Source organism: Stenotrophomonas maltophilia (assembly GCF_900186865.1).
Classification (GTDB): Bacteria; Pseudomonadota; Gammaproteobacteria; order Xanthomonadales; family Xanthomonadaceae; genus Stenotrophomonas; species Stenotrophomonas maltophilia.
This window is the reverse complement of the sequence record NZ_LT906480.1, coordinates 3567932-3580482: the sequence shown is the minus strand read 5'-3', so window position 1 is coordinate 3580482 and position 12551 is coordinate 3567932. Positions and strand designations below refer to the sequence as shown.

12 protein-coding genes are annotated in these 12551 nt (G+C 67.2%); 8 read left to right on the top strand and 4 right to left on the bottom strand.

The window, feature by feature from the left end; translation table 11 throughout:
- The first annotated feature begins 76 nt into the window (after positions 1-76).
- Both rimO and CKW06_RS17125 read left to right on the top strand, forming a co-directional pair.
- Positions 77-1438 (top strand): 30S ribosomal protein S12 methylthiotransferase RimO, encoded by a 1362-nt coding sequence (gene rimO / locus CKW06_RS17130; RefSeq protein WP_012480900.1) that lies wholly within the window; start codon positions 77-79, stop codon positions 1436-1438.
- Positions 1435-2271, top strand: coding sequence for a DUF3025 domain-containing protein (locus tag CKW06_RS17125; protein ID WP_024958302.1), 837 nt, complete (start codon positions 1435-1437; stop codon positions 2269-2271). Before rimO ends, CKW06_RS17125 begins: the two co-directional genes overlap by 4 nt.
- A gap of 157 nt (positions 2272-2428) precedes the next feature.
- On the opposite strand, the gene greB is transcribed toward CKW06_RS17125, so the two are convergent.
- Both greB and CKW06_RS17115 read right to left on the bottom strand, forming a co-directional pair.
- Positions 2429-2935 (bottom strand): transcription elongation factor GreB, encoded by a 507-nt coding sequence (greB, locus tag CKW06_RS17120; protein WP_024958303.1) that lies wholly within the window; start codon positions 2933-2935, stop codon positions 2429-2431.
- Positions 2936-3013: 78 nt separating this feature from the next.
- Positions 3014-4519: a helicase HerA-like domain-containing protein gene (locus CKW06_RS17115; RefSeq protein ID WP_024958304.1), complete on the bottom strand. Its 1506-nt coding sequence runs from the start codon at positions 4517-4519 to the stop codon at positions 3014-3016.
- A gap of 121 nt (positions 4520-4640) precedes the next feature.
- Here CKW06_RS17115 and CKW06_RS17110 point away from each other — a divergent pair, with 121 nt between their 5' ends.
- Both CKW06_RS17110 and CKW06_RS17105 read left to right on the top strand, forming a co-directional pair.
- A complete protein-coding gene (locus CKW06_RS17110; protein ID WP_024958305.1) occupies positions 4641-6245 on the top strand; it encodes a transglycosylase SLT domain-containing protein in 1605 nt (534 codons plus the stop codon).
- Between the two features lie 22 nt (positions 6246-6267).
- A complete protein-coding gene (locus tag CKW06_RS17105; RefSeq protein WP_024958306.1) occupies positions 6268-6615 on the top strand; it encodes a ribonuclease E inhibitor RraB in 348 nt (115 codons plus the stop codon).
- 91 nt (positions 6616-6706) lie between these two features.
- Here CKW06_RS17105 and asd read toward each other — a convergent pair whose 3' ends face one another.
- Positions 6707-7549 (bottom strand): archaetidylserine decarboxylase, encoded by an 843-nt coding sequence (asd, locus tag CKW06_RS17100; RefSeq protein ID WP_005410489.1) that lies wholly within the window; start codon positions 7547-7549, stop codon positions 6707-6709.
- Positions 7546-8196: an SCO family protein gene (locus CKW06_RS17095; protein ID WP_024958307.1), complete on the bottom strand. Its 651-nt coding sequence runs from the start codon at positions 8194-8196 to the stop codon at positions 7546-7548. The genes asd and CKW06_RS17095 overlap by 4 nt, the downstream gene beginning before the upstream one ends.
- 123 nt (positions 8197-8319) lie before the next feature.
- Here CKW06_RS17095 and prmB point away from each other — a divergent pair, with 123 nt between their 5' ends.
- From prmB to CKW06_RS17075, 4 genes are all read left to right on the top strand, one after another.
- Positions 8320-9249 (top strand): 50S ribosomal protein L3 N(5)-glutamine methyltransferase, encoded by a 930-nt coding sequence (prmB, locus tag CKW06_RS17090; protein ID WP_005410487.1) that lies wholly within the window; start codon positions 8320-8322, stop codon positions 9247-9249.
- Entirely contained in the window at positions 9246-10349 is a 1104-nt protein-coding gene (gene aroC, locus CKW06_RS17085) for a chorismate synthase (protein ID WP_024958308.1), read from the top strand. Before prmB ends, aroC begins: the two co-directional genes overlap by 4 nt.
- Positions 10342-11379, top strand: a complete 1038-nt coding sequence (locus CKW06_RS17080) for a 2-hydroxyacid dehydrogenase (protein ID WP_024958309.1) — start codon at positions 10342-10344, stop codon at positions 11377-11379. Before aroC ends, CKW06_RS17080 begins: the two co-directional genes overlap by 8 nt.
- Before the next feature lie 93 nt (positions 11380-11472).
- Positions 11473-12501, top strand: coding sequence for an aspartate-semialdehyde dehydrogenase (locus CKW06_RS17075; RefSeq protein ID WP_005410484.1), 1029 nt, complete (start codon positions 11473-11475; stop codon positions 12499-12501).
- The last annotated feature ends 50 nt before the right edge of the window (positions 12502-12551 follow it).

Sequence of the window (12551 nt, the reverse complement as noted above, 5' to 3'; positions counted from 1 at the left end):
CGCCCTTTCAGGCCCCGGCCCCCAGGAACCCCTGCCATGCCGGCAGGGGCCCAGGCCCCCAGAGTCCCGCGATTCCATGTCCCAGCTGAACCCCAAAGTCGGCTTCGTCAGCCTTGGCTGCCCGAAGGCCCTTGTCGATTCCGAGCGCATCCTCACCCAGCTCCGCTCGGAAGGTTACGACATCGTCCCGTCCTACGATTCGGCCGATGTGGTGGTGGTCAACACCTGCGGCTTCATCGATTCGGCGGTGACCGAGTCGCTGGACGCGATTGGCGAGGCGATGAACCAGAACGGCAAGGTCATCGTCACCGGCTGCCTGGGCAAGCGCCCGGAGCAGATCCGCGAGGCGTATCCGAACGTGCTGGCGGTGTCCGGCCCGCAGGACTACCAGAGCGTGATGGAAGCGGTGCATGAGGCACTGCCGCCCAAGCACGATCCGTTCGTGGACCTGGTGCCTGACTACGGCATCAAGCTGACTCCGCGCCACTACGCTTACCTGAAGATTTCCGAAGGCTGCAACCACAAGTGCAGCTTCTGCATCATCCCGTCGATGCGCGGCAAGCTGGTCTCGCGCCCGGTCGACGAGGTGCTGCGTGAGGCCGAGCGCCTGGTGCGTGGTGGCGTGCGCGAGCTGCTGGTGGTGTCGCAGGACACCTCGGCCTATGGCGTGGACGTGAAGTACGCCGAGAAGATGTGGCGAAACAAGGCCTACCAGACCCGCCTGAAGGCGCTGTGCGAAGGCCTGTCCGAGCTGGATGCGTGGGTGCGCATGCACTACGTCTACCCGTACCCGCACGTGGACGAGGTGGTGCCGCTGATGGCCGAGAACCGCATCCTGCCGTACCTGGACATTCCGTTCCAGCATGCCAGCCCGCGCATCCTGCGCCTGATGAAGCGTCCGGGTGCGGTCGAGAAGACCCTGGAGCGTGTGCAGAACTGGCGCCGCATCGCGCCGGACATCACCGTGCGTTCGACTTTCATCGTCGGCTTCCCGGGCGAGACCGAGGCCGAGTTCGAAGAACTGCTGTCGTTCCTGGACGAGGCACAGCTGGATCGCGTCGGTGCGTTCGCCTACTCGCCGGTCGAGGGCGCCACCGCCAATGACTTGCCCGATGCCGTGCCGGAAGAAGTGAAGCAGGAACGCCTGGCCCGTTTCATGGAGAAGCAGGCGCAGATTTCCGCCGCACGCCTGGAAGCCAAGATCGGTACCGTGCAGCAGTGCCTGGTCGATGCCATCGAAGGTGACATCGCCGTGGCCCGTTCCAAGGCCGATGCGCCGGAGATCGACGGCCTGGTGCACATCCAGAATGCCGACCAGGTGCCGCTGCGCGTGGGTGAGTTCGTCGACGTGGAAATCACCGAGAGCGATGAGCACGACCTGTACGGTGATGCGCTGCCGGCCGCTACCCGCCCGGCATTCGATCTCAAGATGCTGTGACCGCAGCGACGACCGCCGCCGGTGACGGCAGCGGTGTGCGCCGCTTCGTGCCGCCGCCGCGTGCGGCGGTCGATCCGCAGGTGTTCGCGCACCCGGTGTTTGCCGGGTTGCGCGACGTCCATGACCTGCTGGCCAGCCCTGAGTGGCCGTCCATTGCAGCGCTCGAGGCACGCCTCACGCTGCCCGGCAAGCACCTGGTCGAGCAGGATGCCGCGCTGCTGGCCGACGGGCTGCACTACGAAGCCCGCATCGCACAGGGGCGCATCGCCACCCGCGCCGACAACTGGCATGACCTGTTCAATGCACTGGTGTGGGCCCGTTACCCGCAGCTCAAGCAGGTGCTCAATGTGCAGCAGTGCAGGCATATCGCATCCATGCCGCCGGGCCAGCGCAATCGCGCGCAGGCCGCGCTGACCCAGTTCGACGAAACCGGGGTGATCGTGCGTGTGCGCGATGAGGACGTGTTGGCCGCATGGGACGTGCATGATTGGCCGGCGTTGTTCGAGCCTGCGCGCTGGCAGAGTGGTGACATCGCTATCGCTGCGATATTCGGGCACGCGCTGATGGAGCAGGCGCTGCTACCGGGGCGCCTGCTGGTCGGCAAGTGCGTGGTGGTGCACGGCGAAGTCGATGATGCCTGCGTTGACGCAGTGGCTTCGGCCATCGTCGAGGGCAGGGCAGTGACCGATCCCCTGCAGTTGCGTCCGCTGCCGCTGGCGGGAATCCCGGGCTGGCACCAGGGACAGGATGCCGCCTTCTATGCAGATGCCGCGTACTTCCGCCCGCTGCGGGCCGGCCGCCAGTACCCGCCGCCGTTGCACAGGGCTATGTAGAGTCGACTGTCAGTCGACTGCTCTTCGTTCCGAGGCCGTGAACGCCCGACAGATGGCTTCGGCGAGTCATCAACCGCGATGAGGAGCGCGGTGCGTTCACCGTCCGGCTGCGGAGGTTTGTGCCGCGCTTGGCGCGGTGGTCGACTGACAGTCGACGCTACAGCGGTTCGTATTCCACGCTGATCACCGCGAAGGTGAACTGGCCGCCGGGCAGTTCTACCGAAAATTCATCATCCAGCCGCTTCTTCAGCAGCGCACGCGCCAGGGGGGAATCGATGCTGATCCAACCCAGCCCAGCATCGGTCTCATCCGGCCCGACAATGCGATAGCGGCTGGTGTCGCCACTGTCCACGTTCTCCAGTTCCACCCACGCGCCGAAGAACACCGCCTGCGGATCGGTCGGCGTGGTATCGACCACGCGCAGCGATTCCAGCCGCTTGGTCAGGTAGCGCACACGGCGGTCGATCTCGCCCAGCTGCTTCTTGCGATAGGTGTACTCGGCGTTTTCCGAACGGTCGCCTTCCGCGGCGGCCGCGGCCAGTGCCTTCACCACCTCGGGGCGGCGCACACGCCACAGGTCATCCAGTTCTGCCTTCAGCCGCGCGTGGCCGGAGGCGGTGATCAGGGCGGTACTCTTTTCTGCAGGGGGACGCCAACGCGACATGTGGTGCGACTTCTTTTCAGGGGAACGATGGGGTCGGATCCTTTCCGCAGGAAAGGGCGCCGACCCCGGGAGGGCAGGTCAGCGCTTGCCGCCGAAGATGCCACCCAGGATGCCACGCACGATCTGGTTGCCCAGCTTGGTGCCGAAGGTGCGCGTGGTCTGCTTGGCCATGGTTTCGATCATGCCCTGGCGGCGCTTGGTGCCGAAGATCGCGTCCTTGATCGCCTGGCCGAAACCGCCTTCCTGCGCTTCGTCCTGCTCGCGGCTGCGCGCGGCCGGTGCCTGCGCCTGTTCGACGGTCTTCTGCGCACGCTGGGCCAGCAGTTCGGCGGCCGATTCGCGGTTGATCGCGGTGTCGTAGCGGCTGCCGACCGGGCTGCCGGCACGCACCTGGGCACGCTCTGCGTCGGTGATCGGCCCCATCCGGCAGCGCGGCGGCGCGATCATCGTCTGCTGCACCGGCATCGGCACACCCTTGTCCTGCAGCGTGGACACCAGCGCTTCGCCGGTACCGAGCTGGCTGAGCACCTTGGCCACGTCCAGCTTCGGATTCGGCACGAAGGTCTCGGCAGCAGTCTTCACTGCCTTCTGGTCGCGCGGGGTGAATGCACGCAGCGCATGCTGCACGCGATTGCCGAGCTGGCCGAGGATGTTGGCCGGTACGTCATCAGGGAACTGCGAGCAGAAGTACACGCCCACGCCCTTGGAGCGGATCAGGCGCACTACCTGCTCGATGCGCTGCACCAGCGACGGCGGTGCATCGTCGAACAGCAGGTGCGCTTCGTCGAAGATGAAGACCAGCTTCGGCTTGTCCAGGTCGCCCACCTCCGGCAGCTGCTCGAACAGCTCCGACAGCAGCCACAACAGGAAGGTGGAATACAGCTTCGGCTTGAGCACCAGCTGGTCGGCGGCAAGGATGCCGATCATGCCGCGGCCGTCGTGATTGACCCGCATGATGTCGGCCAGTTCCAGGGCCGGCTCACCGAAGAAGTTCTCGCCGCCATCCTGCGCCAGGCGCAGCACCGACCGCTGGATCGCAGCGATGGACTGCGCGCTGACCAGGCCGTACTCGGTGGAGATGTCCTTGCGCTCCTCGGCCACCAGGCCGAGCAGGGCGCGCAGGTCGTCCATGTCCAGCAGCAGCAGGCCACGGTCGTCGGCCAGCTTGAACACGATGTCGAGCACGCCGGACTGGGTGTCGTTCAACTCGAGGATGCGCGCCAGCAGGGTCGGGCCCATCTCGCTGACCGTGGTGCGCACCGGGTGACCCAGCTTGCCGTACAGGTCCCAGAAAATGGTCGGGCTGGCGGCCGGTGCGTAGTCGGCCACGCCGATCTCGGCGGCGCGCTTGAGCAGGTTCTCGGCGCCGGTGCCGGGCACCGCCAGGCCGGACACATCGCCCTTCACATCGGCCAGGAACACCGGCACGCCCAGCCGCGAGAAGCCCTCGGCCAGGGTCATCAGGGTCACGGTCTTGCCGGTACCGGTGGCGCCGGCCACCAGGCCGTGGCGGTTGCCGAGTTTCGGCAGCAGGGTGACGGCCACATCGTCGGTGATGCCTTTGCCGAGCAGAATCGGATCCATGGTCCAGCCCTTGTGGTGAATAGCCAATGTTAACCGCCGGCGGTGACGGTCCGAAGGTCGGCTTGCCCGGACCTTGGCGGCGCCGCTACTCTGCCTGCCTGTTTCGCACACAGTGCCATCAATGCCCGTTCCTGTCCTGATTTCCCGCGGTTGGCCGCTGCTGGCCCTGGCCGGCCTGGTTTCCCTGGCGCCCGACGCCCATGCGCAGCGGGTTTCGGCCCGGGACAAGGTGAAGGTGGATGCGCTGCAGCAGCGCATGACCGTCGCCGAGAAGCGTTACAGCGATGCGCTGCTGCTGGTCGCCAATGCCGACCCCAAGGGCAGCAACGAAGCCGACGCCGCGCTGGAGGACATGGAAGATGTCCTCAACGACTGCGTGAAGCAGAAGGGCTGCCAGATGGGCACCCTGCTGGCCAGCTACAAGCGCCTGCTCAAGCACGACGCCGACGCGGCCGCCAGCGATGACGTGGCCGACGAGGGCGGTGATCGCCTGGAAGCCGACCCCGACCACATCGGCCCGCTTACCGCCGACGTACCGGAGGCCGCGCGCGCTGCCGCGCTGCTGAACGACAAGCGGCACGCCTTCGACAGCATGGTCGAATACAACCCGGCGGTGCAGGCCGGCATCCGCCGCTGGCTGACCGACATGCGCCCGGCGTTGCTGACCAGCTACGAGAACTACCAGAACCTGCGTGCGGTGATGTGGCCGGAGTGGGAGAAGCGTGGCCTGCCTGAAGCGCTGCTGTTCGGCATCATGGCCAAGGAGTCCAATGGCCGCGTGCATGCTTCATCGCGCGCTGGCGCCGCCGGGTTGATGCAGTTCATGCCGGCCACCGGCCGCCGCTTCGGCCTCGGCCCGGATGGCACCGGCTTTGACACCCGCTTCGATGCACGCAGTGCGGCCGAGGCCAGCGCCAGCTACCTCAACGAACGCCTGCGCGAACTGAACAACAACGTGGAAATGTCGGTGGCCGCCTACAATGGTGGCGAAGGCCGCGCGGCGCGCGTGTTCAAGCAGAGCGCCGGGCAGAGCTTCTGGACCGACAGCGTCTACAACCAGTTCCCCGGCGAGACCAAGGACTACGTGCCGATGGTGATCGCCGCGGCCTGGATCTTCCTGCACCCGCAGCAATACGGCGTGGAGTTCCCGAAGATCAGCGCGCAGCCGGCCACGCTGCGCCTGGCCAAGTCGACCACCATCTACGAACTGACCATCTGCCTGGGCAGCCACGGCACCCGCGATGGCTACATGCGCGCGCTGCGCAACCTCAACCCGCGCTATGAGGCCGATGGCTGGATCCCGGCCGGCACGCTGATCAACGCCACCACCCGCATCGCCGGCCTGTACCAGCGCAACTGCGTCAGTGGCCCGCGTGCCGACCTGGCCCGCACGCTGATCACCGCCGATCTGAACGCAGCAATCAAGCGCCCGGCCGCGACCAGCTACACCGGGAGCGTGGCCGTGGGCGGCGTGGTGCCGGTGGCCGATGCGGCCGCGTCCACCAGCGTGCCGACCACGCCGGTTGCTCCGGTGGCCACGCCGCGCCCGGCGGCGCGCCCGAAGCCGGTGCGCAGCCACAAGGTGGGCCGCGGTGAAACCCTGGGTGCCATCGCGGCCAAGTTCCAGTGCGACGTGCCCACCCTGGCCCGCGCCAATGGCCTGAAGGCCCCGGCCTACAGCCTGCGCCACGGCCAGACGCTGAAGCTGCAGGGCTGCGACAAGTAATCCCCCCGACCCTGGAATCCGCATGGACCTCGAAGACACCCGCAACCTGTTCGCCAACCTCCGCGAAAACACCGACTGGGACATCACCGGCCCGTTGCTGTGGGGGTACTTCTTCGTGCACTCCACTGCTGAGCCGTTGCAGGCACTGGCAGAGCACCTGCAGGCGCAGGGCTACACCTTCGTGGAATTGTTCGAACAGGATCCGGAAGAGGGTGACGCGCCGTTCCACGTGCTGCATGTGGAGCGTGTGGAGATCCACGACGAAGCCTCGCTTGACCGCCGCAACCAGGAATTCGCAGCGCTGGCCGCGGAGAAGGGCGTGGAAGACTACGACGGCATGGACGTCGGTCCGGCCCCGTCCCTGCAGTAACGCGCGTACCGGTAGTGCCGGCCGCTGGCCGGCAATGCTCGACGCGTTGGATCAGCGGAGATGCCGGCCAGCGGCCGGCACTACCGAAGCCTCAGCGCAGCTTCGCCAGCGCCTGGCCCAGCTGCACCGGGCTTTCAGCGCCCAACTGCGGGGCGAAGTCAGCCACGCCCGGCGGCAGCAGCACGATCACGGTGGAGCCGTAGTTGAAGCGCGCCATCTCGGCAAAGCGCTCCAGCCTGATGCCCTGGCCGCGGTAGTCCTTGCGGGTGATGCGGTCGCCATAGTGCGGAATCTCCTCGCCGCTCCACACGGTTTCCACCCCGGACACCAGCAGCGCACCGACCATCACGCTGACCATCGGCCCGAAGCTGGTGTCGAAGTGGCAGACCAGGCGCTCGTTGCGGGCGAACAGGCGCGGTACGCCGTTCACTGCCGCCGGACCAACGCTGAACAGGCGCCCCGGCACGTGCACGGTCTCACGCAGGGTGCCGGTCCACGGCATGTGCACGCGGTGGTAATCGCGCGGCGACAGGTACACCGTGGCGTAGAGGCCATCGTTGTATGGCTTGGCGTCCTCGTCACTGCCCAGCAGTTCGGCAGCGGTGAATGACTGGCCCTTGGCCTGGAAGATGCGGCCGGCCTCGATCTTCCCCAGCTGGCTGATGCGGCCGTCGGCCGGCATCACCAGGCTGCGCGGATCGGCGTCAGCCACGCGCGCACCCGGCTTCAGCGCACGGGTGAAGAACTGGTTGAAGGTCGCATAGCTGCGCGGGTCCGGGTTGGCCGCTTCGTCCAGGTTGACGTTGAACTTGCGGGTGACCGTGTCGATCAGCCAGCGCGATACGCGCGGATCGTCCGAGTACGCCAGCGAACGCGCCATCGAGGACAGCAGGCGGTGTGGCAGGGCGTACGTCAGGGCGGTGGTGAGGCTCATGGGGCGGTTTTCTCGGTCAGCTTCTGCAGGTCGCGGGCAATGGCCGGCGCGTTGAACGGGGGGCGTACCAGGCCGGCAAGGCGGCCCTGCGGGTCGAGCACGGCCAGGCTGGCCGAATGCTCGACGGTGTAATCCTCGGGGTTCTCGTCGAAATGCTTGCCCGGCGCCTTCTGGAACACGAAGCCCAACGAGGTGGCGAAGCGCTCCAGCGAGGGAACGTCAGCGGTGGCGGCCAGGGTGTCCTTGTGGAAGCCGTGCACGTACTCGCCGAGGCGGGTGGCGCTGTCGCGGTCTGGGTCGACCGAGATGAACAGCACGCGTGGGCGCAGGCTGTCGGGCAGGGCTTCCCACTGGTTCTGCGCGCCGGCCAGCTCGGCCAGGGTGGTCGGGCAGACGTCGGGGCAGAAGGTGAAGCCCAGGAACACCAGGGTCCAGTGGCCCTTCAGTTCGCCCGGGATCAGGCGGGTGCCGTCGGACTGGGCCAGGTTGAAGTCGGGCAGTTCGCGCGGCTGCGGGTACAGCGTGATCGCTTCGGTGGCCGGGGCATTGGCCGGCGGCTTCGGCGCGAACAGCTGCTGGGCGGCCAGCAGGCCGAGACCCGCCGCCAGGGCGATCAGCAGGATGATGCCGGCGTTGCGATTGAACATGGGGGCTCCCGCGCGAAGTGGGCCCCATCATACCGGCTGTGGCCCGAATCGTTTCCGCCGCAACGGATGCCGCCACGGGCGCCAGCCCCTATAATCGGGGACCACTTTGCCCGCAGTACCGCCATGACCGCTGAAACGGCCGCCGAACTCCACACGATCATCGATCTGATCCGCTACGGCACCAGCCGTTTCAACGAAGCCGGACTGACCTTCGGGCACAGCTACGACAACGCGCTGGACGAGGCCACCCAGCTGGTGCTGCACAGCCTGCACCTGCCGCACGACCTCGGCCCGGCCTATGGCCAGGCGCGCCTGCTGCAGGCCGAGAAGCTGCGCGTGCTGGAGCTGTTCCAGCGTCGCATCGACGAACGCATCCCGGCCGCCTACCTGACCGGTGAGGCCTGGTTCGCCGGCCTGAGCTTCAAGAGCGACAAGCGCGCCCTGGTGCCGCGCTCGCCGATCGCCGAACTGATCGAATGCGGCTTCGAGCCGTGGCTGGCCGGCCGCGATGTCAGCCGTGCGTTGGACCTGTGCACCGGTTCGGGCTGCATCGCCATTGCCATGGGCCACTACTACCCGAACTGGGAAGTGGACGGCGTCGACCTGAGCGACGATGCACTGTCGCTGGCCGAAGAAAACAAGGAGCGCCTGCAGGCGCACAACGTCACTCTGCTCAAGTCGGACCTGTTCAACGGCCTGACCGGCCGCCACTACGACCTGATCGTCACCAATCCGCCGTACGTCACCAACGACGAGACCGATGCCCTGCCGCAGGAGTACTCCTACGAGCCGGAAATGGGCCTGCGTGCCGGCGACGACGGCCTGGACCTGGTGCTGAAGATCCTGCGTGACGCCCCGCTGCACCTGAGCGAGGACGGCCTGCTGATCTGCGAAGTGGGCGAATCCGAGCAGCACCTGATCAAGCTGCTGCCGGAAGTCGACTTCGCCTGGATCGAGTTCAAGGTCGGCCAGATGGGCATCTTCGCGGTCGAGTGCCGCGAGCTGATCGCCCACAGCGCGCGCATCACCGAACTGGCGGCGCAGCGCCCGTGAGCTCCAATTCGTTCGGCAAGCTGTTCACCGTCACCACGTTCGGCGAGTCGCACGGGCCGGCCATCGGCTGCGTGATCGATGGCTGCCCTCCGGGGCTGGCGCTGGACGCGGCCGAATTCGCCCATGACCTGCAGCGTCGCGCGACCGGCAAGAGCCGGCACACCTCGGCCCGCCGCGAGGCCGATGAGGTCGAGATCCTGTCCGGCGTGTACGAGGGCCTGACCACCGGCACGCCGATCGCGCTGCTGATCCGCAACACCGACCAGCGCAGCAAGGATTACGCGAACATCGGCCAGCAGTTCCGGCCGGGTCATGCCGACTACAGCTACTGGCACAAGTACGGCATCCGCGACCCGCGCGGTGGCGGCCGTTCCTCGGCGCGCGAGACCACCATGCGCGTGGCCGCCGGCGTGGTCGCCAAGAAGTGGCTGGCCGAACGCTTCGGCGTGACCGTGCGCGGCTACCTGTCGCAGCTGGGCGACATCACCCCGGCTGGTTTCGACTGGTCGGCGGTGGAAGACAATCCGTTCTTCTGGCCGCATGCCGCACAGGTGCCCGAGCTGGAGGCGTACATGGATTCGCTGCGCAAGTCCGGTGATTCGGTCGGCGCGCGCGTGGACGTGGTCGCCGACAACGTGCCGCCGGGCTGGGGCGAGCCGATCTACGGCAAGCTCGATGGCGAACTGGCTGCCGCGCTGATGAGCATCAACGCGGTGAAGGGCGTTGAGATCGGTGACGGCTTCGCCAGCGCCGCACAGAAGGGCACCGAACACCGTGACCTGCTGACCCCGCAGGGCTTCGCCAGCAACCATGCCGGCGGCATCCTCGGTGGCATCTCCACCGGCCAGCCGGTGGTTGCGTCGATGGTGTTGAAGCCGACCTCCAGCCTGCGCCTGCCGGGCCCGTCGCTGGACACCGCCGGCAACGTGGTCGAGGTGGTCACCACCGGTCGCCACGATCCCTGCGTCGGCATCCGCGCCACCCCGATCGCGGAGGCGATGGTGGCGATGGTGCTGATGGACCAGGCGCTGCGCCATCGCGCGCAGTGCGGCGATGTCGGCACGATCACCCCGCGCATTCCCGGGCAGATCGATGGCTGACACGCGGCCGACCGTGTGGGTGAGCCAGCCGCTGATCGACGCGGCCATCGCGCCGCTGCGCGATCGCGTGCAGCTGCGCAGCACCGATGCGGTCACCGCCTGGTCGCCCGACCAGATTGCCGAACAGCTGGCCGGCGTCGACGGCGCGATCATCACCCTCAACGAGCGCATCGGTGCGGCCCAGGTGGCCGATGCCGCGCAGCTTCAGGTGATCGCCAATGTCGGCGTCGGCTACAACAACCTGGATGTCGATGCGCTCAGCGCAGCCGGCATCCTCGCCAGCAACACGCCGGACGTCCTGACCGAAACCACCGCCGATCTCGGTTTCGCCCTGTTGATGGCGACCGCGCGCCGGATCACCGAATCCGAGCGCTGGCTGCGCGAAGGCCAGTGGCAGCAATGGTCGTTCCAGACCATGCTCGGCGCAGACATCCATGGCAGCACGCTGGGCATCCTCGGCATGGGCCGCATCGGCCAGGGCATCGCCCGCCGCGGCGCGCATGGTTTCGGCATGAAGGTGCTGTACCACAACCGTTCGCGCCTTCCGGCCGAGACCGAGGCTGCGCTCGGCGCGACCTACGTGGACCTGGACACGCTGCTGGCGCAGTCCGACCACCTGGTCACCGTGCTGCCCTACACGCCGGCCTCGCATCACATCATCGATGCGGCTGCGCTGGCGAAGATGAGGCCCTCAGCCACCCTGGTGAACATCGCCCGCGGCGGCATTGTCGACGAACTGGCGTTGGCCGACGCGCTTGCCCGAGGCCGTCTGGCCGCTGCCGGCCTGGATGTCTACGAGGGCGAGCCGACGGTGCGTCCGGAGCTGCTGGCGCTGCGCAATGTCGTGCTCACGCCGCACATCGGCAGTGCCTCGCTGGCCACGCGCACGGCGATGGTACAGCTGGCCGTCGATAATCTGGTTGCCGGGCTCGGCCTGGATGGCGCACCCTCGTGCATGCCGAGCGCGATCAACGCTGACGCGGCAATGGCTGCGCGCGTGACGCTGGGCAAAAAAACCGGGAAACGATAGGGAACCTCCGCGCGCCCCGCCTGAGGAGGTTCCCCGAACCCAGCTGTCGTGCGTGTTTCTTCCCCATTCCCGTTTTCGTGAGAGTTTTCCCCCATGAGCAATGCACAGCGCAGTTTCCACGTTGCCGTCGTCGGTGCCACCGGTGCGGTCGGCGAGACCATGTTGTCGATCCTGGCCGAGCGTGGTTTCCCGGTCGGTACCCTGAGCGTCCTGGCTTCCGAGCGTTCGGCCGGCGGCGAGATCGAATTCAACGGCCAGAAGGTCAAGGTGCAGGACCTGGCCACCTTTGATCCGAGCGGTGTCGAGATCGCGCTGTTCTCGGCCGGTGGCAGCGTGTCCAAGGAATACGCACCGAAGTTCGCCGCTGCCGGTGCGGTGGTGATCGACAACTCTTCGGCCTTCCGTTACGACGATGACGTGCCGCTGGTGGTGTCCGAGGTCAATCCGGAACAGGTGGCCAACCGTCCGCGCGGCATCATCGCCAACCCGAACTGCTCGACCATGCAGATGCTGGTGGCGCTGGCGCCACTGCACCGCAAGTACGGCATCGAGCGTATCAACGTCTCCACCTACCAGTCGGTGTCCGGCGGCGGCCGTTCGGCTACCGAGGAACTGGGCAAGCAGACCGGCCAGCTGCTGAGCTTCCAGGAAATCGATCCGCAGCGCTTCCCGGTGCAGATCGCCTTCAACCTGATCCCGCACATCGACGACTTCCAGGACAATGGCTTCACCAAGGAAGAAATGAAGCTGATCTGGGAAACCCGCAAGATCCTCGGCGACGACAGCATCCTGGTGAACCCGACTGCGGTGCGCGTGCCGGTGTTCTACGGCCACTCCGAGTCGGTGGCGATCGAGACCCGCGACAAGGTCACCGTCGCCGAAGCGCGCGCGCTGCTGGAGCAGTCGCCGGGCATCGAAGTGGTGGATCGTCACGAAGCCGGTGGTTACCCAACCCCGGTCACCCACGCCTCGGGCACGGACGCGGTGTACGTCGGCCGCATCCGCGAGGACCTCTCGCACCCGCGCGGCCTGAACCTGTGGATCGTGTCGGACAACGTGCGCAAGGGCGCGGCGTTGAATGCCGTGCAGCTGGCCGAGCTGGTCGCCGCCGAGCAGCGCTGATCACAGCGGTTGCCTCACCGGTAGTGCCGGCCGCTGGCCGGCATTGCCGT

What these genes read in the sequence shown, in the direction of transcription:
- asd (WP_005410489.1), bottom strand. Translation starts at nt 7,549, where the DNA reads ATGAGCCTCACCACCGCCCTGACGTACGCCCTGCCACACCGCCTGCTG.
- rimO (WP_012480900.1), top strand. Translation starts at nt 77, where the DNA reads ATGTCCCAGCTGAACCCCAAAGTCGGCTTCGTCAGCCTTGGCTGCCCG.
- greB (WP_024958303.1), bottom strand. Translation starts at nt 2,935, where the DNA reads ATGTCGCGTTGGCGTCCCCCTGCAGAAAAGAGTACCGCCCTGATCACC.
- CKW06_RS17110 (WP_024958305.1), top strand. Translation starts at nt 4,641, where the DNA reads ATGCCCGTTCCTGTCCTGATTTCCCGCGGTTGGCCGCTGCTGGCCCTG.
- prmB (WP_005410487.1), top strand. Translation starts at nt 8,320, where the DNA reads ATGACCGCTGAAACGGCCGCCGAACTCCACACGATCATCGATCTGATC.
- CKW06_RS17075 (WP_005410484.1), top strand. Translation starts at nt 11,473, where the DNA reads ATGAGCAATGCACAGCGCAGTTTCCACGTTGCCGTCGTCGGTGCCACC.
- CKW06_RS17105 (WP_024958306.1), top strand. Translation starts at nt 6,268, where the DNA reads ATGGACCTCGAAGACACCCGCAACCTGTTCGCCAACCTCCGCGAAAAC.
- CKW06_RS17115 (WP_024958304.1), bottom strand. Translation starts at nt 4,519, where the DNA reads ATGGATCCGATTCTGCTCGGCAAAGGCATCACCGACGATGTGGCCGTC.
- CKW06_RS17095 (WP_024958307.1), bottom strand. Translation starts at nt 8,196, where the DNA reads ATGTTCAATCGCAACGCCGGCATCATCCTGCTGATCGCCCTGGCGGCG.
- CKW06_RS17080 (WP_024958309.1), top strand. Translation starts at nt 10,342, where the DNA reads ATGGCTGACACGCGGCCGACCGTGTGGGTGAGCCAGCCGCTGATCGAC.